21 protein-coding genes are annotated in these 26,420 nt (G+C 73.8%); 7 read left to right on the top strand and 14 right to left on the bottom strand.

The annotated features are described in order from the left end of the window. Window positions 1–3: 3 nt before the first annotated feature. The 5 genes from ACIBAD_RS07590 to ACIBAD_RS07610 all read right to left on the bottom strand — a co-directional run bounded on the left by ACIBAD_RS07590 (window position 4) and on the right by ACIBAD_RS07610 (window position 5,003). A complete protein-coding gene (locus tag ACIBAD_RS07590) occupies window positions 4–405 on the bottom strand; it encodes a hypothetical protein (protein WP_134071891.1) in 402 nt (133 codons plus the stop codon). Next, window positions 395–2,152, bottom strand: coding sequence for a hypothetical protein (locus ACIBAD_RS07595; protein WP_134071893.1), 1,758 nt, complete (start codon window positions 2,150–2,152; stop codon window positions 395–397). The genes ACIBAD_RS07590 and ACIBAD_RS07595 overlap by 11 nt, the downstream gene beginning before the upstream one ends. A gap of 187 nt (window positions 2,153–2,339) precedes the next feature. Then, window positions 2,340–3,329 carry a malate dehydrogenase gene (locus tag ACIBAD_RS07600; protein ID WP_030154844.1) on the bottom strand — a complete coding sequence of 330 codons (990 nt, stop codon included), beginning with the start codon at window positions 3,327–3,329 and terminating at the stop codon, window positions 2,340–2,342. 272 nt (window positions 3,330–3,601) lie between these two features. Then, window positions 3,602–4,150 carry a DUF3017 domain-containing protein gene (locus ACIBAD_RS07605; RefSeq protein ID WP_398905183.1) on the bottom strand — a complete coding sequence of 183 codons (549 nt, stop codon included), beginning with the start codon at window positions 4,148–4,150 and terminating at the stop codon, window positions 3,602–3,604. Then, the gene (locus tag ACIBAD_RS07610) at window positions 4,140–5,003 is read right to left on the bottom strand and encodes a bifunctional methylenetetrahydrofolate dehydrogenase/methenyltetrahydrofolate cyclohydrolase (protein ID WP_030154841.1); all 864 of its coding nucleotides are present in this window, start codon (window positions 5,001–5,003) and stop codon (window positions 4,140–4,142) included. Before ACIBAD_RS07610 ends, ACIBAD_RS07605 begins: the two co-directional genes overlap by 11 nt. 257 nt (window positions 5,004–5,260) lie before the next feature. On the opposite strand from ACIBAD_RS07610, the gene ACIBAD_RS07615 reads away from it, so the two are divergent. Further along, a complete protein-coding gene (locus tag ACIBAD_RS07615) occupies window positions 5,261–5,908 on the top strand; it encodes a hypothetical protein (protein ID WP_398905186.1) in 648 nt (215 codons plus the stop codon). Window positions 5,909–5,993: 85 nt separating this feature from the next. Here ACIBAD_RS07615 and purH read toward each other — a convergent pair whose 3' ends face one another. Both purH and purN read right to left on the bottom strand, forming a co-directional pair. Further along, window positions 5,994–7,559: a bifunctional phosphoribosylaminoimidazolecarboxamide formyltransferase/IMP cyclohydrolase gene (purH, locus tag ACIBAD_RS07620; RefSeq protein ID WP_134074431.1), complete on the bottom strand. Its 1,566-nt coding sequence runs from the start codon at window positions 7,557–7,559 to the stop codon at window positions 5,994–5,996. Between the two features lie 20 nt (window positions 7,560–7,579). After that, the gene (gene purN / locus ACIBAD_RS07625; RefSeq protein ID WP_134071901.1) at window positions 7,580–8,203 is read right to left on the bottom strand and encodes a phosphoribosylglycinamide formyltransferase; all 624 of its coding nucleotides are present in this window, start codon (window positions 8,201–8,203) and stop codon (window positions 7,580–7,582) included. A gap of 312 nt (window positions 8,204–8,515) precedes the next feature. On the opposite strand from purN, the gene ACIBAD_RS07630 reads away from it, so the two are divergent. Then, entirely contained in the window at window positions 8,516–9,130 is a 615-nt protein-coding gene (locus ACIBAD_RS07630) for a hypothetical protein (protein ID WP_134071903.1), read from the top strand. 13 nt (window positions 9,131–9,143) lie between these two features. Here ACIBAD_RS07630 and ACIBAD_RS07635 read toward each other — a convergent pair whose 3' ends face one another. Then, complete coding sequence (locus tag ACIBAD_RS07635) at window positions 9,144–10,739, bottom strand: DUF6350 family protein (RefSeq protein WP_398905189.1); 1,596 nt, start codon at window positions 10,737–10,739, stop codon at window positions 9,144–9,146. A gap of 123 nt (window positions 10,740–10,862) precedes the next feature. On the opposite strand from ACIBAD_RS07635, the gene ACIBAD_RS07640 reads away from it, so the two are divergent. Further along, window positions 10,863–12,500, top strand: a complete 1,638-nt coding sequence (locus ACIBAD_RS07640) for a helix-turn-helix domain-containing protein (RefSeq protein ID WP_398905191.1) — start codon at window positions 10,863–10,865, stop codon at window positions 12,498–12,500. An 89-nt stretch (window positions 12,501–12,589) separates the two neighbouring features. Here the strand turns inward: ACIBAD_RS07640 and sucD are convergent, their stop codons facing one another. The 5 genes from sucD to ACIBAD_RS07665 form a co-directional block, all read right to left on the bottom strand. Next, window positions 12,590–13,480 carry a succinate--CoA ligase subunit alpha gene (sucD, locus tag ACIBAD_RS07645; RefSeq protein ID WP_030864229.1) on the bottom strand — a complete coding sequence of 297 codons (891 nt, stop codon included), beginning with the start codon at window positions 13,478–13,480 and terminating at the stop codon, window positions 12,590–12,592. 21 nt (window positions 13,481–13,501) lie between these two features. Beyond that, a complete protein-coding gene (sucC, locus tag ACIBAD_RS07650; protein WP_134071907.1) occupies window positions 13,502–14,680 on the bottom strand; it encodes an ADP-forming succinate--CoA ligase subunit beta in 1,179 nt (392 codons plus the stop codon). A gap of 352 nt (window positions 14,681–15,032) precedes the next feature. Next, entirely contained in the window at window positions 15,033–16,181 is a 1,149-nt protein-coding gene (locus ACIBAD_RS07655; RefSeq protein WP_398905194.1) for a VWA domain-containing protein, read from the bottom strand. Window positions 16,182–16,256: 75 nt separating this feature from the next. Further along, on the bottom strand, window positions 16,257–18,575 hold the full coding sequence (locus ACIBAD_RS07660; protein WP_398905196.1) for a DUF5682 family protein: 2,319 nt from the start codon (window positions 18,573–18,575) through the stop codon (window positions 16,257–16,259). After that, window positions 18,572–19,678 carry an AAA family ATPase gene (locus tag ACIBAD_RS07665; protein WP_134071913.1) on the bottom strand — a complete coding sequence of 369 codons (1,107 nt, stop codon included), beginning with the start codon at window positions 19,676–19,678 and terminating at the stop codon, window positions 18,572–18,574. Before ACIBAD_RS07665 ends, ACIBAD_RS07660 begins: the two co-directional genes overlap by 4 nt. Window positions 19,679–19,812: 134 nt before the next feature. Between ACIBAD_RS07665 and ACIBAD_RS07670 the strand changes: the two genes are divergently transcribed. Beyond that, on the top strand, window positions 19,813–21,162 hold the full coding sequence (locus ACIBAD_RS07670; protein WP_398905199.1) for an SWIM zinc finger family protein: 1,350 nt from the start codon (window positions 19,813–19,815) through the stop codon (window positions 21,160–21,162). 178 nt (window positions 21,163–21,340) lie between these two features. Further along, a complete protein-coding gene (locus ACIBAD_RS07675) occupies window positions 21,341–22,942 on the top strand; it encodes a DUF5691 domain-containing protein (RefSeq protein WP_398905201.1) in 1,602 nt (533 codons plus the stop codon). A 305-nt stretch (window positions 22,943–23,247) separates the two neighbouring features. On the opposite strand, the gene ACIBAD_RS07680 is transcribed toward ACIBAD_RS07675, so the two are convergent. Next, entirely contained in the window at window positions 23,248–23,652 is a 405-nt protein-coding gene (locus ACIBAD_RS07680) for a cobalamin B12-binding domain-containing protein (RefSeq protein WP_134071917.1), read from the bottom strand. Window positions 23,653–23,883: 231 nt separating this feature from the next. Between ACIBAD_RS07680 and ACIBAD_RS07685 the strand changes: the two genes are divergently transcribed. Together ACIBAD_RS07685 and ACIBAD_RS07690 are read left to right on the top strand one after the other, a co-directional pair. Then, entirely contained in the window at window positions 23,884–24,669 is a 786-nt protein-coding gene (locus ACIBAD_RS07685) for an alpha/beta fold hydrolase (RefSeq protein WP_134071919.1), read from the top strand. A 222-nt stretch (window positions 24,670–24,891) separates the two neighbouring features. Continuing rightward, entirely contained in the window at window positions 24,892–26,415 is a 1,524-nt protein-coding gene (locus ACIBAD_RS07690) for a M23 family metallopeptidase (protein ID WP_398905203.1), read from the top strand. Window positions 26,416–26,420 lie beyond the last annotated feature (5 nt).

A 26,420-nucleotide genomic window follows, 5' to 3' on the forward strand; every position in this document is an offset into this window, starting at 1 on the left:
GGGTCACCCCCCGAACGAGGTCAGCAGGGCGGTCAGGGCGGTGGCCGCGCTCACCGAGTCCACCAGCGGGGCCCACCGTTCCAGCGCCCCGCGCAGCCGGGCGGGCAGGCCCGGCCGGACCTCCTCGCCCGCCGACTCCAACTCCTCCGCCGCCGAGTCCAGTTCGGCATCCAGGGCGGTCCGCCCGTCGCTGCGCGGCAGCCGTACCAGGGCCGCGCGGAGGTCTCGTACGGCCTCCAGCAGCTCCTGCGCGGTCGGCCCGCCAGCACCGGCGTCCGCCTCCGTACCGCCGTGGTTGACCGTGCTGTTGCTGACGTCCGTGCCGCCGATGCTGAAGGCGCTCCCCCGTACGTCGCCGATCCGCACCGAGGGCAGCCCGGTGCCTGCGCCTTCGCTATCGGCCACTTCTGCTCTCCTTGCCCGCGCGCACGCGCCCGTCCTTCCGCTCCGACTCGTCCGTGCCCTGGTTCACCGTGCTGTTGTGGCTCACTCCGTTGATGCCGAAGGCGCTGTTGCTCACCGACTGGATGAACACCCCGCCCTCGGCGACGTTGACCGCGCGCTCCGCGAACTCCTCGGTGTGCCAGCCCGCGTCGTGCAGCGCCTGCGTCACCCCGCCGACGATGCGCTCCTGGATGGTCTTCACGTACCGGTCCAGGTCCATCAGCTGGAACAGCGACAGCTCCCGCTGCGAGGCGAGTTCGCGTACGGACGCGGCCGGCCCCGCCGCGTACGCGACGCCGTGCCCGGCGGTCGCCAGCCGCCACGGGACCCGGCAGGCCCCGGCGAGGGTGGCGAGGGCCACGCCGAGCGAGCCGGGGGCGTTGCTGAGGGCCAGCAGCACCTTGGCGAGGGGGGTGTTGCGGCGGTGGCGCCGGGCGATGTCGTCGGCGCGCTGGAAGTCGGGGCGCACCGGCAGCAGCACGTGCGGGGCGACCTCCAGCATCAGCATGCCGCCCTGCGTGTGGACCCGGATGAAGACGGTGATGACGAGGTTCTCGTCCCAGCCGCCGATCCTGACGCGCAGGAAGTGCCGGCGCCGCTCTCCGCCCTCCTCGACCGCCGCGGCGCGGTGTTCGGCGAACGCCTCCTCCGACACGTCGACCGCGTCCACGTAGGGCAGTCCGGCGGCCGGCAGGAACACGCACTCGTCGATGACCAGCTCGCGCAGCCGGTCCAGGACGCTCGCCTCCGCCTCCTCGGAGCCGCCCGGCGAGGGGACCCGCAGGGCCTCCAGCCTGGGCCGGATCCGCTCGATGATCCCCGCGTTGTCGAGGCGGCGGGCCCCCGCTCCGGCGCGTGGCCGCAGCTCCACCGTCAGCTGCCACGGCAGACGGGCCTGGCCGGCCCCGCAGAACGGGTTGTCGATGTCGTACAGGACCACGTGAGCGTGCTGCAGGCGCAGGATCCGGTCCTGGGCGCGGTGGAAGCGCGGTCCCCCGACCGGGTCGGCCTCCCAGTCCGCGTAGTGCGCGCGGCTGAGCTTGGAGTCGATGGTCTGCGCGAAGTGCCCGCGCTGGAAGTAGACGAGCAGCGTGAGCAGCACCGCGATCAGGACGACCGTCCACGCGTAGGCCTCGCCGTAGTACTGGCCGATCCGGGGCACCTCCGTGAAGATGCCCAGCGGGTCGGTCTCCAGGACGTGCCCGAGGTACTGGCCGAGACGGCTCAGGTCCGGGCTGCCCAGGAAGCCCCCGAGACCCGCGTCGTCCGCGAAGAAGCCGCGGAGCACGCCCCACAGGATCCGGCCGAGGAGGTAGGCGGCGCAGGCGCGCAGGATCCATTCGAAGGCCCGGCCGCCGCGACCGGTCCGCTCGCGGCGCTTCTTGATGCGGCCGGCCCCGCTCAGGAGCAGCGCGGGGACGAGCAGGAAGAGGAAGAACGCGCGGGTGAGGAGGAGGCCGAGTCCCCACACCGCGACGATCGCCGCCGACCAGGCCGCTTCGGTGCGCAGGGCGCGCAGGGCGTGGGCGAGGACGCGGGCGGCGTCGAACCCGTAGGAGGGCGCGGGGAACCGTTCCTCATGGACGTACAGCTCCTCGATCACCCGGTCGCGGTAGGCGGGGTCGAGGTAGGCGCCGGCACACAGCAGGCGTCCCGCCTCTGTTGCCACGGGGTCCACGGGGGCCCTGCCGTCGGATGTGCCGCTCACGGGTTCTCCTCGCTCGGGAGGAGGGCAACCGTACGGCGCGCGGGTAGCGCGTGACAGGGCACTTCACGCCAAAAGGCCCCGGCGCGTGCGCCGGGGCCTTTCAGGTGTCGCGGGATCGGATCAGCCGGGTCGGACGGGGTGGCCGGGTCGTCGGCCGGGGCCCGTCAGGCCGGTCGGATCAGGCCGCTCAGATCAGGCCGAGCTCGCGGACCGCGTCGCGCTCCTCGACGAGCTCCGCCACGGACGCGTCGATGCGCGCACGGGAGAACTCGTTGATGTCCAGGCCCTGGACGATCTCGTACTTGCCGTCCTTGGTGGTGACGGGGAAGGAGGAGATGATGCCCTCCGGGACGCCGTAGGAGCCGTCCGACGGGATGCCCATGGAGGTCCAGTCGCCCGCGGCCGTGCCGTTGACCCACGTGTGGACGTGGTCGATGGCGGCGTTCGCGGCGGAGGCGGCCGAGGACGCGCCACGGGCCTCGATGATCGCGGCGCCGCGCTTGGCGACGGTCGGGATGAAGGTGTCGGCGAGCCACAGCTCGTCGCTGACGACCTCGGCGGCGTTCTTGCCGGCGATCTCCGCGTGGAAGATGTCCGGGTACTGGGTCGCCGAGTGGTTGCCCCAGATGGTGAGGCGCTTGATGTCGGAGACGGCGGCACCGGTCTTGGCGGCCAGCTGCGAGATCGCGCGGTTGTGGTCGAGGCGGGTCATCGCGGTGAAGCGCTCGGCCGGTACGTCCGGGGCGGCGGCCTGCGCGATGAGCGCGTTGGTGTTGGCCGGGTTGCCGACGACGAGGACCTTGATGTCGTCCGCGGCGTGGTCGTTGATGGCCTTGCCCTGCGGCTTGAAGATGCCGCCGTTGGCGGAGAGCAGGTCGCCGCGCTCCATGCCCTTGGTGCGCGGGCGGGCGCCCACGAGCAGGGCGACGTTCGCACCCTCGAAGCCCGCGTTCGGGTCGTCGAAGATGTCGATGCCCTTGAGCAGCGGGAAGGCGCAGTCGTCGAGCTCCATGGCGGTGCCCTCGGCGGCCTTCATGCCCTGGGGGATCTCCAGGAGGCGGAGCTTGACCGGCACGTCCGCGCCGAGCAGGTGGCCGGAGGCGATGCGGAAGAGCAGCGCGTAGCCGATCTGGCCGGCGGCGCCGGTGACGGTGACATTCACGGGAGTGCGGGTCATGGCCTTCTCCGTTAGACAGCTGGCGGTGGGGCGTCGCTGCCCCATGTGCTGGCGGACGCCGCTCCCCTGCGAATCTTGACGTGAAGAGACATCCGGCGTCAGGCTATCCGACCTTCCGGCGGCCCAATCCCCCGGTCTGTGTGGTGCAGGGCACACGGACCGGGAGTTCGAAGGCCTGGAGGGGGATTTCCCCGCTCTTTTCGACCCCCCGACACCGCCGGACGGGTGTACGAGCGGGGTGCGAGTACGTCAGGTGGCCCGACTCGTCCGGCTCAGCGGACGGTGAACCGGACCGCGCTCTCCAGGAACGGGATGTCCAGCACCGGCTTGGGTTCCATCACCAGCGCGAGCAGCGTGATCGCCACGCCGAGCAGCCCGTACGTGACCATGTCCGTGAAGCGGGAGCGCACCGCGAGCATCCCCACCTGCGGCAGTACCCGCCGCAGGACGGAGGCCGCGATCAGGGCCACGCCCATCACCAGGCAGCCGACCCGTGGGTGGCCCAGAGCGGTCAGCAGCAGTCCGACGGCGGTGGCGGCGAGCACGCTGAGCATCGGCCACTGGCGGGCCGCGAGAGCGTCACCGGGCGCGGCCCGGCCGTGGCCCTCGGGGCGCGCGGTGTCCTTGGTGATGGAGGGGAAGCGGCGCGACTTCGCGGCCTCGGGGGCGGCGGCCCCGGCCCCGGCGGCAGGGGCCCCGGCGGACCCCGCACCGGCGGCACCGGCCACGGCCCCGGCACCGGCCGCTGTCCCGGCACCGGGCTCGGCGCCGGGCTCGGGCTCCGCGCCGGTCCCGGCTTCCGCTTCGTGCTCAGCCCGCACTGTTCGACGTCCGTTCCGCCGCCTCGACGACGTTCACGAGCAGCTGCGCCCGCGTCATCGGGCCGACACCGCCCGGGTTCGGGGAGATCCAGCCGGCCACCTCGGCGACACCCGGGTGCACGTCGCCGACGATCTTGCCGTTCTCGTCGCGGCTGACGCCCACGTCCAGCACGGCCGCACCGGGCTTCACGTCCTCCGGCTTGACCAGGTGCGGGACACCCGCGGCCGCCACGATGATGTCCGCCTGGCGCAGCTGGGCCGCCAGGTCGCGGGTGCCGGTGTGGCACAGGGTGACGGTGGCGTTCTCCGACTTGCGGGTCAGCAGCAGGCCCATGGAGCGGCCGACGGTGATGCCGCGGCCGAGGAGCACCACGTGCGCGCCGTTGATCTCGATGCCGTGGTGGCGCAGCAGCTGCACGATCCCGTACGGGGTGCAGGGCAGCGGGCCCGGCTCGTTCAGCACCAGCCGGCCCAGCGACATCGGGTGCAGGCCGTCGGCGTCCTTGGCCGGGTCCATCAGCTCCAGGACCCGGTTGGTGTCGATGCCCTTGGGGAGCGGGAGTTGGACGATGTAGCCGGTGCACTCCGGGTTCGCGTTGAGCTCCCGTACGACCGCCTCGATGTCCTCCTGGGAGGCCGTCGCGGGCAGTTCGCGCTGGATGGACGCGATGCCGACCTCGGCGCAGTCCTTGTGCTTGCCGTTGACGTACCAGCGGCTGCCCGGGTCGTCGCCGACCAGCAGGGTGCCGAGGCCGGGGGTGATGCCCCGGGCCTTGAGCGCCGCCACGCGGGCGGTCAGTTCGGACTTGATCGCGGCGGCGGTGGCCTTGCCATCGAGAATCTGGGCGGTCATGGCCCCATCCTCCCGGATGGACCGGCTTCGCTTCCAGTCGCGGGGCCGGTCGGGCACTCCGTACCGGGCTTGACCCGTTCATTGCACTTGCACAACAAGTGGCCGGCCCGGCGCGCCCTCGCTGGACAACTCCGGCCCGATCGGCCCACGATGGCGGAAAGAGTGCCGCGGGCAGTGCCGGGGGGCGGACCGCACATCGCAGTGATTCCTCCGTGCGTGCCGTGCGTCCCCGCACTTCCACGGAGGAACACCCCAAGATGAGCTTCGGCGACCCGAACAACCCGTACGGGCAGCAGCAGCCGCCGGCCCCGCAGGGCCAGCCCGGCTACGGCTACCCGCAGCAGGCCCCGCAGGGCATCCCGCCTCAGGGCGGCTACGCCTACCCGCAGCAGGCACCGATGGGCTACCCCAACCAGGGCTACCCGGCCGGCCCCGGCGGCTACCCGGGCATGCCCATGCAGATGCCGGGTCTGCTGAAGACCGCGCGCGTGCTCCTCTTCATCATCGCGGGCCTTCAGCTGATCGTCGGCGCGTTCGCCCTGCTGGGCGCGGCCTTCCTCTCCAGCACCGACTCGGCCGGCGGCCTCGGCAGCAGCTCCTCGGGCCAGATGGCGGCCGGCCTGATCGCCGTCATCGCGCTGATCGCCATCGGGTTCGCCGTGTGGGCGATCGTGCTCGGCGTGAAGTTCGCCAAGGGCGGCAACGCCACGCGGATCACGACGATCGTCTACTCCGTGCTCTTCCTGCTCAGCAGCCTCGCGAACTTCACGAACATGAGCGGCAACGGCGGCAGCACGCCGGCCGGCGTGCTGGGCGGCATCATCGGCCTCGCGATCGGCGTGGTCATCCTGATCGCCGCGGTCAACAAGGACTCGGTGGCCTGGTTCAACCGCCCGCGCTACTGATCCCCGCAGGGCACCGGCACCACGGCGAAGGCCGCCACCCGCACGCGCTGCGGATGGCGGCCTTCGCCGTGGTGGCGGTACCGGCTCAGTGGAAGAAGTGCCGGGTCCCGGTGAAGTACATGGTCACGCCGGCCGCCTCGGCGGCCTCGACGACCTGCTCGTCACGGACCGAACCGCCCGGCTGGACCACGGCCTTGATGCCCGCGGCGGTCAGGATCTCCAGCCCGTCCGGGAACGGGAAGAAGGCGTCGGAGGCGGCGTACGAGCCCTGCGCGCGCTCGGCGCCCGCCCGCTCGACGGCCAGCTTCGCCGAGTCGACGCGGTTGACCTGGCCCATGCCGACGCCGACCGAGGCGCCGTCCTTGGCGAGCAGGATCGCGTTGGACTTGACGGCCCGGCAGGCCTTCCACGCGAAGGCGAGCTCGGCGAGCTCCTCCGGCGAGAGGGCGTCGCCGGTGGCGAGGGTCCAGTTCGCCGGGTCGTCGCCCTCGGCCTGGAAGAGGTCGGACTGCTGGAGCAGCGCGCCGCCGGAGATCGGCTTCAGGTCGCCCGGCTGGTGCGGGGTGCCGTCGACCTTGAGGACGCGGATGTTCTTCTTCTTGGCCAGGATCTCGACCGCGCCGTCCTCGTACGAGGGAGCGGCGATGACCTCGGTGAAGATCTCCGCGACCTGCTCGGCGAGCTCGACGGTCACCGGGCGGTTGACGGCGATGACGCCGCCGAAGGCCGACAGCGGGTCACAGGCGTGCGCCTTGCGGTGCGCGGCGGCGACGTCCGCGCCGACGGCGATGCCGCACGGGTTGGCGTGCTTGATGATCGCGACGCAGGGCTCGTCGTGGTCGTACGCGGCACGGCGGGCGGCCTCGGTGTCCACGTAGTTGTTGAAGGACATCTCCTTGCCGTGCAGCTGCTCGGCGTTGGCGAGCCCGCCCGGCCGGCCGTCCGTGTACAGGGCGGCGGCCTGGTGCGGGTTCTCGCCGTAGCGGAGGGTGGACTTGCGGTCCCACGCGCCGGCCAGGAATTCGGGGAGCACGGCCTCCGGCTCCGGGGCGTACGCATTCGTGAACCAGGAGGCCACGGCGACGTCGTACGCGGCGGTGTGCTGGAAGGCCTCGGCGGCCAGCCGCTTGCGCGCGGTGAGGTCGAAGCCGCCGCCCTGGGCCGCGGCGAGGACGTCGGCGTACCGGGCGGGGCTGGTGACGACGGCGACCGACGGGTGGTTCTTGGCGGCGGCGCGGACCATCGACGGGCCGCCGATGTCGATCTGCTCGACGCACTCGTCGGGGGTGGCGCCGGAGGCGACGGTCTCCCGGAACGGGTAGAGGTTGACGATCACCAGGTCGAAGGGCTCGATGCCGAGCTCGGCGAGCTGGGTCCGGTGGTCCTCCAGGCGCAGGTCGGCGAGGATTCCGGCGTGCACGCGCGGGTGCAGGGTCTTGACCCGGCCGTCCAGGCACTCGGGGAAGCCGGTGAGCTCCTCGACCTTGGTGACGGGCACGCCGGCCGCGGCGATCTTGGAGGCGGTGGAGCCGGTGGAGACGAGCGCGACGCCCGCCTCGTGCAGGCCGCGGGCCAGCTCCTCCAGCCCCGTCTTGTCGTAGACGCTGACGAGCGCGCGCCGGATCGGCCGCTTCGACGAGCTCGACGAGATGGTGCTGCTCTCTACGGCGGTCACTGGATCGTTACCTTTCGTCCCTCAATGCGGTAGCCGTGCCGGGCCAGGCGCCCCACGACGTCGACGAGCAGCTGGCGCTCGACTTCCTTGATGCGCTCGTGCAGAGCGGCTTCGTCGTCCTCGTCCCGGACCTCGACCACACCCTGGGCGATGATCGGACCGGTGTCCACGCCGGCGTCCACGAAGTGGACCGTGCAGCCGGTGACCTTCGCGCCGTAGGCGAGGGCGTCCCGTACTCCGTGGGCGCCCGGGAAGGCCGGGAGGAGGGCGGGGTGCGTGTTGACGAAGCGGCCGCCGAAGCGGCCGATGAACGAGGCGCCCACGATCTTCATGAACCCGGCGGACACGACGAGGTCCGGCGCGTGGGCGTCGGTCGCCTCGGTGAGGGCGGCGTCCCACTCCTCGCGGGTCGCGTACGCCTTCACCGGGCACACGAAGGTGGGGATCCCGGCCTTCTCGGCCCGCTCCAGGCCGGCGATGCCCTCGCGGTCGGCCCCCACGGCGACGACTTCGGCGCCGAAGCCCTCCGCTCCGCCGGGGTGGGCGTCGATGGCGTCGAGCAGGGCCTGGAGGTTGGTGCCGGAACCGGAGACCAGCACGACCAGGCGGGAGGCGGCCATGGGAGGCCCTTTCTGCGGGAATGCGTCCATACGTACTTCACGTACTTCCGTACATCTTGTGTGATCAGACGAAAGCAAGGCGCCCCTAAATACGGGTGACCCTACGAAGCCGCCGACCGCCTGCAACGATACCGGCACACCGGACGGCCCCCGAGGGACGGGGGGACGGGCGAGGGGTAGCGTCTGGCGTACAAGCCGCATACGGCGCGGTGCGCAGCACCGTGCCGCACGTCAACAGCCCTTCGACGCACGCCGCCCGCGAGGCCCACGACGTCCTTGGACGTCCACGACACAGGGGAAGTAACGCACTCGATGCCGGATCGCCGCCAGCCCGACTCCTCCACCGACGACAACCCCTTCGCGGCTCCCCCGGAAGGCCGGCCTGACCAGCCGTGGCAGCCGCGCAGCAGTGGCGACGGCGGCGGCCGCCCGGACGAGGACCCCGGATCCGGCCCCGGCGGTCCGGCGCGCTGGGACCCGACGGACCCGATCCAGCGGCGCGCCCGGTATGCGCTGCTGGCCGGCATGTGGGGCTTCTTCTTCGGGATCTTCGGGATCCCGTCGGTGGGGCTGCTGCTCGGTGCGCTCGCCCTGTACTGGGGGATCAGCGGACTGCGGGGGAAGCCGGCGGCGGCCGGATCCGGGGCTTCCGGGGCCTCCGCCGTTGACGGTGTGGCGCGCCCGGCCGCGCAGGGGGGCCTGGCGGCCCTCGGACCGGCCGCCCGGCCGCAGCGGACGGCTGCGGTCGGCGGGCTGGTCACGGCCTCGCTGGCGATCCTGCTGGCGCTGAGCTCGTACGGCTTGCAGCTGGCCTACAAGGACTTCTACGTCTGCCGTGAGGACGCCCTCACCAAGTCGGCGGAACTGCAGTGCAACGACCTGCTGCCGGACAACATGCTGGGCAAGATCCTGAAGGTCCAGCAGTAGGAGCTGCGGGACTTCAGGCCGGGGGCTTGCGGCGGGCCAGTACGCGGACGCCGGTCACGGGCGGGACGAGGGGCTGCGGCGGCGTGTCGGCCGGTTTCGCCGGAGTCGGAATCGGCGTCAGGTCCAGGTGAAGCCCCGTCACGATCGTGAGCCGGCGCTGCGGTTTGGGTGCGGCTGCGACCGGCGCCGCGGGTGCCTCGGCCTGCGGCGGATCCTGGGGCAGGTCCGGGACCAGGGTGCCCGCCGCCCGGCGCAGGGCCTCCCAGCGCAGTTCCCGTACGCCGCTGTCGTGCCACTCGTCCTCGGCGTCCGGCGCGAGGGCTTCCGCCTGCCGGGCGGGCCGGGTCCGCCAGGAGTGCACCGACACCGCGACCGGCACCGCCAGGAGCAGGGTCCAGGCGAAGGCCGCCGCGCCGGTCGCCCACCACACCGGGCCGAAGCCCGCCAGCCGCCGCGAGCCGAGCGGCCCCGAGGAGGCCGCCGCGAGCCCGGCCAGCAGCAGCCCGCACACCAGGGCGCCCAGAGCCGCCGTCAGGGCGGTTTCCCTGTACGAGACTTCACGCGCCCGGCGTACGGCGAACCACCCGACTGCCAGCCCGGCCAGCAGCGGCACCCCGGCGGTCGAACAGGTCAGCAGGGTCCCGGGCCCCTCCGGCGGCAGCGCCGCCAGCAGCGGGAACCTCGGCAGCGCGGGCGAACCGGCGGAGCCGAGCGGGGTCGCGGTCGCGCCCGCGCCGAGGGCGAAGCCGGGACCGAGGGCGTAGGCGGCGCCCCAGACCACGGCGTTGGGAAGCAGTGCGAGGGCGAGGAGCAGGACCGCGAAGCGGCCGGACCAGACCCCGGTCAGCGCCAGGAAGGACGCCTGGACCTCGGCGGCGTGCCAGGCGAGCGAGGCCCCGACGAGCAGCGCGCCGCCGCCCAGCAGGACGAGGGCCCCGGCGGCTCCGGCGCGCAGCGCGAGGGCGTAGCGGGGGCGGGCGGCGGCCCGGCGCACGGCTGCGGGAACCCGGTGCGGCAGCGGCCCGACCGGACGCCCCTTGGCCGCCCAGACCCCGCCGGCGGCGGCGAGCACGGCGACGAGCGGGACGTGCCAGGCGGCGCTGAGGGGGTCGGCGGGCATGGGGCCGGCGGCCGCGTAGACGGTGGCGAGGGATCCGACGGAGAGGTATCCGCAGGTCACGGCGGAGAAGACGGCGGAGGCGGGCAGCACTTCATCCCCGTCACCGTCGCCGCCGTCGCCGCCGTCGCCGGAGGCGCTGCCGAGCCGCGCCGCCCGGCGCATGAGCAGCGCGGGCAGTGCGACGAGCAGCAGCGGGGTCACGCCGACGGGGGCCGGCACCCCGGAGAGGGTCTCGTACCGGACGAGCTCGGTCCCGTGGGCGAGCAGCCAGAGCCCGGCCGCCAGGTGCAGGGCGCCGCCGGGCCCGCTGTCGGGGTACGGGGAGCTGATCCAGAGCACGATGACGAGCACGGCGAGGAAGCCGAGCCCGAGCCCGGCGGCGACGGCCCCGCCCAGCACGCAGGCGGCGGCAGCAGGCGAACGGCGCCGCCCGGCGGCGGCTCGGGGGGCCGTCGGCAACGGGGTCCCGCGTTCGGTCACTTGGGTCACCCCGCCATGGTGCCAACGACACGCGCTATGGGCGGGTAACAGGCGAATGCCCGTGGTGTCGCCCAATATACGTTTTATGTACTTTTCCGCCCATGTCTGTCGGCAGGTCACGGGGAGTGTGGCATGACAGAGAGCGTCGAGGAGCCGAGGCTCCCCTCGCCCAAGGAACGCCGCAGACTGCGCGAGGCGGCCGACCTGACGTACGAGGCCGTCGCGACGGCGGTGGGAGTCAAGGCCAACACGGTCCGCTCCTGGGAATCGGGCCGCACCCAACCCCGGGGCCGCAAGCGCGAGCTGTACGCCGCCTTCCTGGAGTCCCTCGTTTCGGGGACCGCAGCGCCCGAGACCGCGCCCGCGGGGCCGGGCGCGGCCCCCGCCGCCGCGGCGGACACCCGCACGGCCCGGACGGCCGCCGCGTCGGCGGAGGCGCCGGGCGCCGCGCCCTCCGCGGGAGCAGCCGCGCCCTCCGCAGGAGCACACGAGCCCGCAGGGGCGGCCCCCGGCGGGACCTCGGCCGCCGGGACCTCGGCCGGCATGGCCCCGGTGCGCCTGCCCGGGGCCATGCGGCCCTTCGGCATGAGCGGGCACGGGCCCCGGACCCGGCCGCCCGGGGCTGCCGAGCGGGGCGCGAGGCCGTCGGCGGCCGTACCCCGCCACAAGGCGAAGTTCACCGTCAAAGCCACCGCCAGGGCCATCGGCACACCCGGGCCCCTGCCGTGCCCCGCACCCGTCCTCGCCCCCGCCCGCGCAGAAGCCTTGGCGCACCCCCCGGCCGAAGTTGTGGCGGCCTCCCCGGAGGTGTGCGAGCAGCCCCTGCCCGGCCCGGAGGGCCCCGGCCCCGCGCCCGGCGAGGTCTCGGACCCCGCGGAAGCCGCCGGGCAGGCCCCTGAGGCGGACGCGACCGCCGCCCCGGAGGGTCGGGGGCAGGCGGCCGCGGCGCCCGGGCCCGCCGGCCCCGGGGCCGCGTTCGATGCGCTGTACGAGTACGCCGCGCCCGCGCTCGCGCGGCAGGCGTACCTCCTCACCGGCCGCCGCCGGCTCGCCCAGGAGGCCGTCGAGCGGGCGTTCCAGCAGGCCTGGGCGCGGTGGCCCGAGGTGGCCGTCGATCCCGACCCCGTCGGCTGGGTGCGCGCGGCCGTGTACGAGTACGCCCTCTCCCCCTGGCACGGGCTCCGCCGCGCCCACAAGCACCCCGACAAGGCCCCCGCCGCCCCCGCCGACCGGATCCTGATGGACGCCATGCTGGCGCTCCAGCCCGCCCACCGCCGTACCGTCCTGCTCTACGACGGCGTCGGCCTCGACCTGCCCGACACCGCCGCCGAGACCGAGGCCAGCACCCCGACCACCGGCAACCGCCTCCTGCACGCGCACGCCGCCCTCGCCGACCGCATCCCCGAGCTGGCCGCCGCGCCTCCCGAGAGGCGGTCCGCGGTGCTGCGCGAGCGGCTCGGCGCGGTCACCCCGGCCGTCCCGCTGGAACCCCGTCCCGCCTCCTCCGTACGCCTCGCCGCCGAGTACCGCACCACGCGGTGGACCCGCGCGTTCCTGGGCCTGACCGCCGTGATCGCCGTCGCGACCGCGTACACGACCGTGACCGCGCCCCGCCAGTACGAGCCCCCCATCGCGCCCGGCGCGAGCGTCTCCGGGGTCCCCCCGCTCGCCGGCCCCCAGCGGCTCACCGACGAGACCCGGCAGCTGCGCGAAAGGCTCCGCGCGCATCCCGCCCACCGGCCCGAGCGACTCAGCCCCAGCCTCGAATAGCCGACGGAAACGGGCGTGGCCCGCACCCCCACCGGGGGATGCGGGCCACGCCCGTACAGCCGTACGCACACGTACGGCAGCGGCAAGCGCTACTTCGCGGCGTTCAGGATCTCGCGCGCCAGCTTGGCCGTCTCGGTCGGCGTCTTGCCGACCTTGACGCCGGCGGCCTCAAGGGCCTCCTTCTTGGCCTGCGCGGTGCCGGAGGAGCCGGAGACGATGGCGCCGGCGTGGCCCATGGTCTTGCCCTCGGGGGCGGTGAAGCCCGCGACGTAGCCGACGACCGGCTTGGTGACGTTCTTCGCGATGAAGTCCGCCGCGCGCTCCTCGGCGTCGCCGCCGATCTCGCCGATCATGACGATGAGCTCGGTCTCCGGGTCGGCCTCGAAGGCCTCCAGGGCGTCGATGTGCGTGGTGCCGATGACCGGGTCGCCACCGATGCCGACGGCGGAGGTGAAGCCGATGTCGCGCAGCTCGTACATCATCTGGTAGGTCAGCGTGCCGGACTTGGACACGAGACCGATCTTGCCGGGCTTGGTGATGTCGCCCGGGATGATGCCGGCGTTGGACTGGCCGGGGGTGATCAGACCCGGGCAGTTCGGGCCGATGATCCGGGTCTTGTTGCCCTTGGCGGTCGCGTACGCCCAGAAGGCGGCCGAGTCGTGCACCGCGATGCCCTCGGTGATGACGACGGCCAGCGGGATCTCGGCGTCGATGGCCTCGACGACGGCGGCCTTGGCGAAGGCCGGCGGGACGAAGAGGACGGAGACGTTGGCGCCCGTCTCCTTCATCGCCTCGGCGACGGAGCCGAAGACCGGGACCTCGGTGCCGTCGAAGTCGACGGTCGTGCCGGCCTTGCGCGGGTTCACGCCGCCGACGATGTTGGTGCCGTCGGCGAGCATCAGCTTGGTGTGCTTCATGCCCGTGGCACCGGTCATGCCCTGGACGATGACCTTGCTGTCCTTGTTGAGGAAGATAGCCATGTGAGTCTGTGACCTCTGCCCTTACTTCGCAGCCGCGAGCTCGGCGGCCTTGTCGGCCGCGCCGTCCATGGTGTCCACGCGCTGGACCAGCGGGTGGTTGGCGTCCGAGAGGATCTTGCGACCCAGCTCGGCGTTGTTGCCGTCGAGGCGGACGACCAGCGGCTTGGTGACCGCCTCGCCCTTGTCCGCGAGCAGCTGCAGCGCCTGGACGATGCCGTTGGCGACCTCGTCGCACGCGGTGATGCCACCGAAGACGTTGACGAAGACGGACTTGACGTCCGGGTCGCCGAGGATGATTTCGAGACCGTTGGCCATGACGGCGGCGGAGGCGCCACCGCCGATGTCAAGGAAGTTGGCGGGCTTGACGCCGCCGTGGTTCTCACCGGCGTACGCGACGACGTCGAGGGTGCTCATGACGAGACCCGCGCCGTTGCCGATGATGCCGACCTCGCCGTCGAGCTTCACGTAGTTGAGGTTCTTCGCCTTGGCGGCGGCCTCAAGCGGGTTCGCGGCCGCGTGGTCCACGAACTCCTCGTGGCCCGGCTGGCGGAACTCGGCGTTCTCGTCGAGCGAGACCTTGCCGTCGAGGGCGATGACGTCGCCGGAGGCGACCTTCGCGAGCGGGTTGACCTCGACGAGGAGGGCGTCCTCGGCGATGAAGGTGTCCCACAGGGTCACGAGGACCTCGGCGACCTTCTCGGCGACCTCGGCCGGGAACTGCGCCAGGGCGACGATCTCGCGGGCCTTCTCGATGGTCACGCCCTCGTTGGCGTTCACCGGGACCTTGGCGAGCTTCTCCGGGGTCTCCTCGGCGACCTGCTCGATGTCCATGCCGCCCGCGACCGAGGCCATGGCCAGGAAGGTGCGGTTGGTGCGGTCCAGCAGGTACGAGACGTAGTACTCCTCGAGGATCTCGGGAGCGGTCTCGGCGATCATCACCTTGTGGACCGTGTGGCCCTTGATGTCCATGCCCAGGATGTCCGTCGCGCGGGCGACGGCCTCGTCCGGGGTGGCGGCGAGCTTGACGCCGCCGGCCTTGCCGCGGCCGCCGACCTTCACCTGCGCCTTGACGACCGACTTGCCGCCCAGCCGCTCGGTGGCCTCGCGAGCCGCCTCAGGCGTGTCGATGACTTCACCGGCCAGCACCGGTACACCGTGCTTGGCGAAGAGGTCCCTCGCCTGGTACTCGAACAGGTCCACGCGCGTCCGTCCCTTGTCTTCAAAGATTCGCAGTGATTCGCGGTTGTCTGCGTGGGCGTGCCGCGGAGGGCAACGTGACGGCGCTGTCACTAGGGAGGCGCACACGGTGACCGTGGACGCGGCATGTCCGTCCCGCAGGTTATCCCCGCGGGCCGTGGGTCCCTAAATCGCAGATCACACCTGAGCGGTGATACCTGTCACAGATCCCCTCATGGTTGAGCTGGATATTCGTGCGATCCGCCAGGCGCGGTGGCGCACGGCGCAGGCGGATCGCGACCCCGCCCCGGGAGGCATCGCGACCGCGTGGCCGGGCGGGACGCGGGGCCCGGCGGGAGCGGATCGACAGGGTCGGTCAGGGGGCGGGCAGGGGGCGCTTCTCCAGGGCCGCGGCCATCACCTCCGGGAACAGGTCGGGCGTGCAGGCGAAAGCCGGGGCCCCAAGTGCCGCAAGGGCTGCGGCGTGTTCGCGGTCGTAGGCGGGAACCCCCTCGTCGGACAGTGCGAGCAGGGTCACGAACTCGACTCCGGACGCCTTCATCGCCGCGACCCGACCGAGCATTTCCTGGCGTATGCCGCCCTCGTAGAGATCACTGATCAGGACGACGACGGTGTCGGCGGGACGGGTGATCTTGGACTGGCAGTAGGCGAGGGCGCGGTTGATGTCGGTGCCGCCGCCGAGCTGCGTACCGAAGAGAACGTCCACCGGATCCGCCAGCTGATCCGTCAAGTCCACGACGGCGGTGTCGAACACGACGAGCCGGGTCGCGATCGAACGCATCGAGGCGAGCACCGCGCCGAAGACGGAGGCGTAGACGACGGAGGCCGCCATCGAACCGGACTGGTCGATGCAGAGGACCACCTCCTTCTTCACCGCCCGGGCGGCGCGCCCGTATCCGATGAGCCGCTCGGGAACGACGGTGCGGTACTCGGGCAGGTAGTTCCTCAGATTCGCCCGGATGGTCCGGTCCCAGTCGATGTCCGCGTGCCGGGGGCGGCTGGTGCGGGCGGAGCGGTCGAGGGCTCCGGTGAGGGTGGCCCGGGTGCGGGACGCGAGTCGCTCCTCCAGCTGCTCGACGACCTTGCGGACGACGGCGCGGGCCGTTTCACGGGTGGTCTCCGGCATGGCCTTGTTGAGGGAGAGGAGGGTGCCGACGAGGTGCACGTCGGGCTCGACGGCTTCCAGCATCTCGGGTTCCAGGAGGAGGGAGGCGAGGCCGAGCCGCTCGATGGCGTCCCGCTGCATGATCTGGACGACGGAGCTCGGGAAGTACGCACGGATGTCCCCGAGCCAGCGGGCCACGTGCGGCGCGGAGCCGCCGAGCCCCGCGCCGCGCTGCCCGCCCTTGCCGTAGAGCGCCGAGAGCGCGGCGTCCATCCGGGCGTCCCGCCCGCCGAGCACGCACCCGGTCCCGTCCTCCTCCCCGCCGAGGACCATCCGCCACCTCCGCAGCCGGCCCTCTCCGGAGGCGTCCCCCACCGCCGAGTCCCCTGTACCGGTCATCTCCCCGTCCCCTTCCGCTGCTTGTCGTCTCCACCGTTGGCTGCTCGCCCGCTGCCCGCCCCGGCCCGGCGGCGGTCATGCCGGCGGGCCGGAGAGCAGGAGGGCGAGGACCGGGAGGACCGCGTCCGCGCGGGACGGGTCCAGGGCGGGTGCGAAACCCGCGGGGGCACCGCCCGGTGCGGGCTTCGGCGAGGGGCCCCGGCGGACCAGCTCCCCCAGGCTCCGCCTGACGCCCGGCTCGTACGCCCCGAACGTCCGCCGCAGCAGCGGGAGTACGTCCGTGAAGGCCTCCTCCGGGACCCCGGCCAGCCAGGTGTCGATCAGCGCCAGCAGCCGGTCGTCGTGGACGAGGAGCGTGCCGTCCTGCGCGAAGCCCTCTATCCAGCCCGCCGCGTCGGGCGGCGGCGCCGCCGGGGACAGGGCCAGGCCCATCAGGCGCGCCGTCTCCTCGGCCGGCAGGCGTCCGTCGTCCAGGAGCAGTCGGGCCGCCCGGCCGCGGATCAGCCCCGGCACCCTGTCCCGGCCGGCCAGCGCCCGCAGCACCGCCGACCAGCGTCCCCGCAGGCCCTCCTCGTCCAACAGCGCGATCGCGCCGTGCACGGCGTCCACATGGCCGCGCAGCTCCGCCGCCGCCCCCGAGTCCAGACCCGCCGCGCACGCCGGGGGCAGCGCCACGCATATCCGCTCCGCGAGCCCGCCCGCCACCGTGGCCAGCGCCGACGCGTCCGTCCCCCGTACGTCCCCGTACCTCAGCGAACGGGCCAGCGCCGGCAGGGCCTTGGCGAGACGCGCCACGTCGGTATCCAGGGCGGCCCGGTCCGCGAGGGCCCGCAGTACGGCGGGCAGTGCCCCGGACAGCCCGGCCAGCAGGCACCGCTCGGCCAGCGCCGTCACCTCGCCGAGCTCCGCCGCCCCGGCCGCGTCCGCCTCGGCCTTGGCGGTGGCGGCCGCCACGACCGTCGTGCCCCAGATCCCGGCCTCGGCGACCCGCACCGACAGCTCCGGCTCCCACCGCAGCCGCCACGTCTCGCGGAAGGTCCCCGTACTGCCCCGCGAAGCCGCCGGCGCGCCCCAGTCGATGCCGAGCAGCCGCAGCCGGTGCAGCAGCACGGACTTCGCCGCGTCGCTGTCCTTGCGCAGGTCGAGCTCCAGCTCGCGCTCCTGCGCCTCGGCCTTGAGCCGCAGCGAGCGCTGCTGCCGGGTCAGGTCCCGCTGCAACGGGACCACGGGGGCCCCGTCGGGGACTTCGCCGAGCACGTCCCCGACGACCAGGCGGTCCTCGATCAGCGCGAGCGGTACGTCGGAGCCGTCGCACATCACCGCCCTGACCGCCTCCAGCGTCTCCGCCAGCCCGGGCAGGGGTCTTCCCCGCATCGCGGCCAGCGTCCCGGCCAGCCGGACCGCCTCGATGACGTGCGCCGGCGAGACCTGCCGGTCCTCCTCCCGGAGCAGCCCGGCGACCTTGGTCAGCCACCGCTCCACCGGCCGGTCCCGGGCCGCGAACAGGTGCGCGTACCAGCCGGGCGAGGTGATCCCCGCGCCGTACCCGCCGGCCCGGGCGAGGCGCCGGTGGGTCCACGGCACCCAGGCGGTCTCCACCTTGGCCTTGGGGAGCCCGGTCAGCAGCGCCTTGTCCGCGGCCGCCGTGGTCCTCGCGGCCAGCGCCGGCACGTGCCAGGCCCCGCACACCACGGCGTACGCGTCACCGAACTCCCGGCGGGCGGCCCGCATCCGCTGCCGCATGTAGGCCTCGCGCACCCGGTCCCGGGAGTTGCCGCCGTCCCCGTACGCCTCGCGCAGGGCGCCCATGGCCTCCGCGAGCGCCTCGAACGCGCCGAGCGGATCCGCCGCCCCCGGGCCGCGGTGCTCGACCACGTCCTCCCACCAGCGCTCGGGGTCGTCGTACCCGGCGGTCTCGGCCAGCACCGCGAGCGGGTCCAGCCGTACGGGGTCGGAGCAGGAGTCACCGTCCGGGTCCGCGTCAGCGTCGGCGTCGGGGCCGGGGCCGGGGCCGGAGCCGGAGCCCGCCGCGCCGCGGCCCGGTTCCGCGGCCAGCGTGTGCGCGGCCGGGAGGTCGATGAACCGGACCGGAACCGGTCCCTCCTGCTCCTGCGCCCAGCGGATGGCGACCCACTCCGGCGAGAACGCGGCCAGCGGCCAGAACGCGGCCCTGCCCGGATCGTCGGCGACGTGCGCGAGCAGGGCGACGGGCGGCCGCATCCCGGGATCTGCGGCCAGCGGAAGCAGTGCCTCCCCCTCCGGCGGGCCCTCGATCAGCACGGCCGCCGGACGGGCCGCGTCCAGGGCCGCCCGCACCGCACGGGCCGAGCCCGGCCCGTGGTGCCGTACGCCCAGCAGCAGCGGCCCACGCCGCCCGGCGGCCGGCCCGCTCATGCCGTCACCTCCCGGCAGGCGCGGTAGAAGTCCTTCCAGCCGTCCCGCTCGCGCACGACGGCCTCCAGGTACTCCTGCCACACGACCCGGTCGGCGGCCGGATCCCGGACCACGGCGCCGAGGATCCCGGCGGCCACGTCGGACGGGCGCAGGACTCCGTCCCCGAAGTGGGCGGCCAGCGCCAGACCTCCGGTGACCACCGATATGGCCTCGGCGGTGGAGAGCGTGCCGCTCGGCGACTTCACCTTCGTACGCCCGTCGGCGGTGACCCCGTCGCGCAGCTCGCGGAAGACGGTGACGACGCGGCGGATCTCCTCCAGCCCCTCGGGCGCGGCCGGCAGGTCGAGGGCGCGGCCCATCTGGTCGACGCGGCGGGCGACGATGTCGACCTCGGCGTCGGCGGTGGCGGGCAGCGGCAGCACCACGGTGTTGAAGCGGCGGCGCAGCGCGCTGGAGAGCTCGTTGACCCCGCGGTCGCGGTCGTTGGCGGTGGCGATGAGGTTGAAGCCGCGCACGGCCTGCACCTCCTGGCCGAGCTCCGGTATCGGGAGCGTCTTCTCGGACAGGACGGTGATGAGGGTGTCCTGGACGTCGGCGGGGATGCGGGTGAGCTCCTCGACCCGGGCGGTCGAGCCCTCGGCCATGGCCCGCATGACGGGGCTCGGTACGAGGGCCTCGCGGCCGGGCCCGTGGGCGAGGAGGCGGGCGTAGTTCCAGCCGTACCGGATCGCCTCCTCGGGGGTGCCGGCGGTGCCCTGGACGAGGAGGGTGGAGTCCCCGCTGACGGCGGCGGCCAGGTGCTCGGACACCCAGGTCTTGGCGGTGCCCGGGACGCCGAGCAGGAGCAGGGCGCGGTCGGTGGCGAGGGTGGTGACGGCGACCTCGACGATGCGGCGCGGGCCGACGTACTTGGGCGTGATGACGGTGCCGTCTTCGAGCGTGCCGCCCAGGAGGTAGGTCGCGACGGCCCACGGGGAGAGCTTCCAGCGCGTCGGGCGGGGCCTGTCGTCGGCCGCCGCGAGGGCTTTCAGTTCTTCCGCGAAGGCGTCTTCTGCGTGCGGCCGCAGCGCGTCTGCGCCCTTGTCGTTCTCGGGCATGGTCATGGTCCCCCTCCAATGCTCGGCAGCCGTTCCCGACCGCTGGAACAACCGTGCACCATGCCACTGACAACACCCCTCCCTCATAACGTCGTTGCAGGTCAGAGTGATTGTCAGTGGGGGTCTCTACGGTGGGACACATGACTGAGCAGGGGGGCCGCCACACGGCGGAACAGGTACTGGCTCTGGCTCCTGACGATGCGTCGCGCAAGGCGGGGGCCAAGCTGGGCGGGGCGGGTTCGTGGTCACAGATCGGAGGTTCCGCTTCCGGTTTGGTGTGGGGTCTGTGCAGGGGCAGCGGCAGCACTCCGTACCGGACGGTCGTGGACCCGGCGGGCCCGGCGTACAAGTGCTCCTGCCCGAGCCGGAAGTTCCCGTGCAAGCACGCGCTCGGGCTGCTGCTGCTCCGGGCCGAAGGGGGGTTCGACGAGAGCACGGCGAGCGGCGAGGTGCCCGACTGGGCGGCCGACTGGTCGGCGGGGCGGGCGGCCAGGGCCGCGCGCCCGGCGGCCGCGCCGGGAAGACCGGCGGACGAGGAGGCGGCGAAGCGCCGGGCCGAGCGGAGGGCGGCCCGGATCGGCGCGGGGGTCACCGAGCTGGAACAGCGCCTGGAGGACGTACTGCGCGGCGGCCTGGCCGGCCAGCAGCAGGCGGGTTACGCGCCCTGGGAGGAGACCGCGGCGCGGATGGTCGACGCCCAGGCGCCGGGACTGGCGGCGCGGGTGCGGGAGTTGGGGACGATACCCAGTTGCGGTCCCGGATGGCCCGCCCGGATGCTGGAGGAGGGCGCGCTGCTGCACCTGCTGAACCGGGGCTGGCTCGGTTTGGCGGGCCTGCCGGAGCCGCTCGCCGCGACGGTCCGGAGCAGGGTGGGGCTTCCGGGTTCCGCCGCGGAGGGGGAGGTCGTACGGGACCGCTGGCTGGTCCTGGCCCAGTACGACTCGGTGTCACCGGACGGCAGGCTCACCACCCGCCGGACGTGGCTGCACGGGCTGGGGAGCGGGCGCCCGGCCCTGGTGCTGGAGTTCGGACCGCCCGGGCGGCCTCCGGCGCTGGCACTGCCCGTGGGGCTGGCGGTGGAGGCGGAAGCCCGCTTCCGTCCCGGTACGGCGGGGCTGCGGGCGGATCTCGGGGAGAGGTCCGCGGCGGCCGCACCGGACCGGGCCCCGGCCGGGATCGGCACGGGGGCGGCACTTGAGGCGTACGGGGCGGCGCTGCGGGAGGACCCGTGGCTCGACGCGTGGCCGGTGGTGCTGGGCCCGGTGATCCCGATACCGGGGGAACTGGGCTGGCAGCTGGCGGACGCGGAGGGCACCTCCGCGCTGCCGGTCACCCCGCTCGGTGGCGGCGGATCGCGGTCCGGGCTGTGGCAGCTGGCCGCACTCTCGGGCGGCGGCCCGGTCACGGTGTTCGGCGAATGCGGACACCGCGGATTCACTCCGTTGACGGCGTGGCATCCGGGCTGCCCGGAACCGGTCGCCCTGGGGTGACGGGGCGGTGGAGGGAGCGTCGGCGCGGGGGCGCCGACGTGCACGAACGACGAAGCCGGGGGGCTTTTGTGAACGACAACCACGCAAGCTGAAGGGTCGACCGACGGGGCACGAAATCCGCTCCGGTCCCGCGGAGGGGGCGGGACCGGAGCACTGCAAGGCGAAAGGGAGGGGCACGGTGACCACGACGGGGACGACACCGGGCGCGGGTGCGGGCGGCGGTTACGGGGAGTGGGAGGAGCTGGTCGGGGCCGCGGTGCTGGGGACCGCGCGGCGGCAGGGGAATCCGGGGGCGCTGCTCGATGCCGCGGCGGTGCAGACCGTACGGCGGCGGGCAGGGCTGCGGCCCGCCGCGGCGGGGCCTCGCCCGGATCCCGCGCCGCGGGATCCGCGACCGGCTCCCCCGGCGGCGGCCCGGCGGCGGCTCGCCCAGCTGCTGGCCGGCCGGACCGGCGCGGGCGGCGGCGGCGGGCGCCGCGGGACCGCCCCGGACCTGACGGAGCTGCTGCCGCAGTGGCTGGCCGCCGCCGCGCGGCACGGGTACCGGGCGCCGCACGCGCTGGTGCCGGCGCTGCTGGACGCGGCGCGGGCCCGTACGGACCTGCGCGCCCCGGCATTGGCCCTGACCGGGGCGCGGGGTCTGTGGCTGGCCCGGCTGAATCCGGACTGGCGGTTCGCCCTGCGCGGCGGGGCGGGCGGCTCCGGGGAGCTGCCCGACCCCGCGGACCGGGTCGGAGTGGAACGGCTGTGGCAGGAGGGCCTGTTCGCGGAGCGGGTGGCCCTCTTGGGCGCTGTACGCGCGCACGAGGCGGCGGCTGCGACGCGGCTGCTGTCGACGACCTGGGCCACCGAGCGCGCCGAGGACCGGCTGATGTTCCTCGACTCGCTGCGGGTGGGGCTGACGGGAGGGGACGAGCCGTTCCTGGAGGCGGCCCTGGGAGACCGGAGCCGCAACGTCCGGGCGACGGCCGCGGAGTTGCTGTCCGCGCTGCCCGAGTCGGCGCTGGCCGGGCGGATGGCCGAGCGGGCGCTGGCCTGCGTGGGGCCGCAGGGCGTGACTCCGCCGGCGGAGTGCGATGCGGGGATGCTCCGTGACGGGGTGGTCGAACGGCCGCCGGCCGGGCGCGGGGAACGGGCCTGGTGGCTGGGCCAGCTGGTGGAGGCGGCGCCGCTGTCCTGCTGGCGGACGCGGTTCGGTGGGCGGAGTCCGGCGGAGATCGTGGCACTGCCGGTGGCCGGGGGCGAGAGCTGGCGCGAGGAGCTGCACGCGGCGTGGTGCCGGGCGGCGGTGCGCCAGCGCGATCCGGCGTGGTCGAAGGCGCTGCTCGGCGCGGCGTCGGCGCCGCCGGCGACGGCCCCGGGCACGGCGTCGCTCGCGGAGCGGGCGAAGCTGCTGTCGGTCCTGCCCGACGGGGAACGGGCGCAATGGGTCGCGGAGTTCATACGGGCCCACGGCCTTTCGGAGGCCTTCCAGCTGCTCGGGGTGTGCGTGGTGCCGTGGGCGGGGCCGCTGGGCCGGGCGGTGGTGGACGCGCTGGACGCCGCGCGGGAGGCGGGCAGCTACCCGTGGAGCTTCAGCGGGGTGATGGGGCTGGCCGAGCGCTGCCTGGATCCTGCGGAGGCGGAGCGGTTGGAGGCGGTGGTGGCGCGGGGCGCCGGTTTCGCCGACCCGGCGGAGGCCTCGTCCGGCGCCGCCGCGTACTGGGCCGAGGCCTTCCAGCGCCTGGTCGCCACGCTGCGCCTGCGCGCCGCGATGCTCTCTGAACTCGCCCCCGCCTGACCGTCGCCGGCGGCCCCGTACCGGCGCACCGAGGGGCGGCTCGCTTGCGGCCGACCCCCCGCCGGCGGCCCGACCCGACACCCCGACCCGACGCCCGACGCCCCGGCGACCCGACGCCCGGCGCCCCGACCCGACGCCCGGCGACCCGAGGCCCCGGCGGCCCGACCCGACGCCCGGCCACCCGACGCCCCGACCCGACGCCCGGCGACCGGGCGACCCGGCGACCCGGCGACCCGGCGACCCGGCGACCCGGCGACCCGGCGACCCGGCGACCCGGGCAGGGTCGGCGGGCCGGGCGGCGGGAGCTACGCGCTGCGGACGTGGGCGCGGACCCAGTCGACGATCGATGTCGTCGTCGCGCCGGGGGTGAAGATCTCGGCCACGCCCTTGGCCTTCAGCGGGGCGATGTCGTCCTCCGGGATGATGCCGCCCCCGAAGACCTTGATGTCCTCCGCCTCGCGCTCCTTGAGGAGTTCCAGGACGCGCGCGAACAGCGTGTTGTGGGCGCCCGAGAGGATCGAGAGGCCGATCGCGTCGGCGTCTTCCTGAATGGCGGTGTCCACGATCTGCTCGGGGGTCTGGTGGAGGCCCGTGTAGATGACCTCCATACCCGCGTCCCGCAGCGCACGCGCGATCACCTTGGCCCCGCGGTCGTGGCCGTCGAGACCCGGCTTGGCCACCACCACACGGATCGGACCGGTCACACCCATCGCACTGCCTCCCGAGTGAACGAACGTTAAGTACAGCATCGCGCACACCCCCGTTTCACGGTCAACCAGGAGGGGGAAATCACACGTGGGACGGCGTTGATTCACCGCCAGGGGAGCCGCACCGGGGGCCCGCGCCACCGTACCGACAGCCGCACGGCACGGTGGCGCGGCCTGCCTCGGCCCGGAGACCCCTTTCACGACGCAGTCCCGGAGGGCTGAGGGGGGCCGTCGATGGGGGTGTCCATACCCGTACCCGTTTCCGGGGCCGCACTGCGGGCGGGGGTGCTGGAGGCGGTGGTCCTCGGCGGCCACCTGCTGCTCTACCCGACCGGGATACGGTCCGAGAAGTCCGCCGGGTCACACGGCAAGGACCACGGGCGCCCACCCGTGCTGCTGCTGCACGGGTTCACCGACAACCGGTCCGTCTTCGTCCTGTTGCGCCGCACCCTCGCCGCGGGCGGCCAGCGGCACGTGGAGGCGTACAACTACTCCCCCTTCACGCGCGATCTGCGCGTCACCGCCCGCCACCTCGCCCGGCGCGTGGAGGAGCTGTGCGAGCGCACCGGGCAGGAGCGGGTGGACCTGGTCGGGCACAGCCTGGGCGGGCTGGTCGGGCGGTACTACGTCCAGCGCCTCGGCGGCGGGGCCCGCGTCCGCACGCTCGTCACGCTCGGCACCCCGCATTCCGGTACGCGGGTCGCCCCCTTCATGGACGCCCACCCACTGGTGCGGCAGATGCGCCCGGACTCCGAGGTGATGGCCGAGCTGCGGGCACCCGCGCCCGGCTGCAGGACCCGATGCGTGGCGTTCTGGAGCGAGTTCGACGAGCTGATGGACCCGACCGAGACGGCCCGCATCGAGCACCCGGACCTCTACGCGGAGAACGTGCAGGTCACCGGCATCGGGCACCTCGCCCTGCCGGCGCATCCCGCCGTCACGGCGGCGGTCCGGCGCGCGCTCGACGGGCCCGGCCCGACCGCCCTCACGAGCCTCGGAGATGCCGCTTCCGTCGCGTGAACGCCAATCCACCGAAACTCGAACGGATTTCGAACTCAAGGCCAAGGCTCGGCCTCGCCGCGACCGAAAGACGGCCGAATGCCCGGTTCCGCAAAGCTCGGAACCCCTGGAAGATTGTCGTTGCCAGTAACCGCCGGGTACAGTCACGCCACTGCTCTCCCCAAGGAACCTCCCGTTCCCTGGCCACCCAGGCCCCCCACTGCCGAGGCGAAAGAGAAGTTGGTGAACGACCGCCCCTCGTCGGGCCTGTACCCCGATTCCGGGTACGACGGCCTTTCCAACACCACTTTCGCTGGTGACTCGCCCTACGTTTCCTACGAAACGCAGGGTCAGGGGTATGACTACGCCTCCGGCTACCCCTCCTACGAGACCGGCGCGTACGACGCCACCGCCTGGTCCGGGCAGGAGGGTTACGCACAGGAGGGCGGCTACCTGTCGTCGATCCCCGCCCAGGGCGGCGTCCCCGAGGACGCGGGAACCGGGCAGTGGGACGCGAGCGCCTGGAACCAGCAGAGCGGCAGCACCGACTACCAGACCGCCACCACCACCGTCGGCTACGAGCAGACCGGGCAGTGGGCGACGCCGGGTTACGGCAGCACGGCCACCGAGACCGGTGCGTACGACGCCACCGCCTGGAACACGGTCCCGCAGCACGAGCAGCAGACCCAGACCTTCTCGTACGACCACCACCAGTACGAGTACCAGCAGCAGCACCAAGAGACGGCTTACGCCTACGAGGCCCCGGCCGCCGGCGTCTACAGCGAGACCGCCGTCTTCGAAGTCCTCGACACCGAGGGCCCGTCAAGCACCGAGACCACCGAAGGCGCCGAGAGCACCGAGTCGGACTTCGGTCTCGACCTGGACCTCGATCTCGACCTCGCGGCCGATCCCCTGCACGACCTGCCCACCCAGGCCATGCCCGTCACCCAGGACGCCGCGCCCGCGCCCCGCGCCTCGCGCCGTGCCGGCGCCAAGCCGAAGTCGGCGCCCGCCGCTGCCGCCGGCTCCCGGCGCCGCACCCCGGCGAAGCGTTCCGCCCTGCTGACCGTGGCCGTTCCCTCCGCCTGCGTGATGGGCGTCGCCGGTGTCGCGGCCGCCTCCGTCGGCGGGCTCACCGGCGCGGACAAGCCCGCCGAGGGAACCACCACGATGGCCGCGCCCGACCCGGCCTCGGTGAAGCCCGTCGCGGCGAACAGCAAGCTCGACACCCAGCTGACGGCGCTCAGCGCCGACGCGGGCGACTTCGCGGACCGCGCGAGCCGCACGCAGGAGCGCATCGACCTGCGCCAGCGCCAGGAAGACGAGAAGAAGAAGAAGGCGGAGGAGGAGGCGGCCAAGGAAGCGGCCCGCCCCAAGTTCGCGATCCCGGTCCAACAGCACGGCCTCAGCGCAAGCTTCGGCCAGGCCGGCGGGATGTGGATGTCCGTGCACACCGGCATCGACTTCCCGGTCTCGTACGGCACCCCGGTCATGTCCGCCACCGACGGCACCGTGCGCACGCAGTGGAACAGCGCGTACGGCAACATGGCCATAGTGACCTCGCCTGACGGCACCGAGACCTGGTACTGCCACCTCAGCAGCACCAAGATCCGGTCCGGCAAGGTCAAGGCCGGCGACGTCATCGCCTACTCCGGCAACTCCGGCAACTCCACGGGCCCGCACCTCCACTTCGAGGTCCGGCCCGGCGGCGGCGCGGCGATCGACCCCCTGCCCTGGCTCCGCAGCCACGGCCTGGACCCGACCTAGCCCGA

The organism is Streptomyces sp. NPDC051109 (genome assembly GCF_044455885.1).
Classification (GTDB): Bacteria; Actinomycetota; Actinomycetes; order Streptomycetales; family Streptomycetaceae; genus Streptomyces.

Excerpts from the sequence above, each read along its gene's own strand:
- ACIBAD_RS07640 (WP_398905191.1), top strand. The coding sequence starts at position 10,863 with ATGACAGAGAGCGTCGAGGAGCCGAGGCTCCCCTCGCCCAAGGAACGC.
- purN (WP_134071901.1), bottom strand. The coding sequence starts at position 8,203 with ATGGCCGCCTCCCGCCTGGTCGTGCTGGTCTCCGGTTCCGGCACCAAC.
- ACIBAD_RS07685 (WP_134071919.1), top strand. The coding sequence starts at position 23,884 with ATGGGGGTGTCCATACCCGTACCCGTTTCCGGGGCCGCACTGCGGGCG.
- ACIBAD_RS07680 (WP_134071917.1), bottom strand. The coding sequence starts at position 23,652 with ATGGGTGTGACCGGTCCGATCCGTGTGGTGGTGGCCAAGCCGGGTCTC.
- ACIBAD_RS07670 (WP_398905199.1), top strand. The coding sequence starts at position 19,813 with ATGACTGAGCAGGGGGGCCGCCACACGGCGGAACAGGTACTGGCTCTG.
- ACIBAD_RS07665 (WP_134071913.1), bottom strand. The coding sequence starts at position 19,678 with ATGACCATGCCCGAGAACGACAAGGGCGCAGACGCGCTGCGGCCGCAC.
- sucD (WP_030864229.1), bottom strand. The coding sequence starts at position 13,480 with ATGGCTATCTTCCTCAACAAGGACAGCAAGGTCATCGTCCAGGGCATG.
- ACIBAD_RS07655 (WP_398905194.1), bottom strand. The coding sequence starts at position 16,181 with ATGACCGGTACAGGGGACTCGGCGGTGGGGGACGCCTCCGGAGAGGGC.
- ACIBAD_RS07610 (WP_030154841.1), bottom strand. The coding sequence starts at position 5,003 with ATGACCGCCCAGATTCTCGATGGCAAGGCCACCGCCGCCGCGATCAAG.
- ACIBAD_RS07630 (WP_134071903.1), top strand. The coding sequence starts at position 8,516 with ATGCCGGATCGCCGCCAGCCCGACTCCTCCACCGACGACAACCCCTTC.
- ACIBAD_RS07660 (WP_398905196.1), bottom strand. The coding sequence starts at position 18,575 with ATGAGCGGGCCGGCCGCCGGGCGGCGTGGGCCGCTGCTGCTGGGCGTA.
- ACIBAD_RS07600 (WP_030154844.1), bottom strand. The coding sequence starts at position 3,329 with ATGACCCGCACTCCCGTGAATGTCACCGTCACCGGCGCCGCCGGCCAG.
- ACIBAD_RS07615 (WP_398905186.1), top strand. The coding sequence starts at position 5,261 with ATGAGCTTCGGCGACCCGAACAACCCGTACGGGCAGCAGCAGCCGCCG.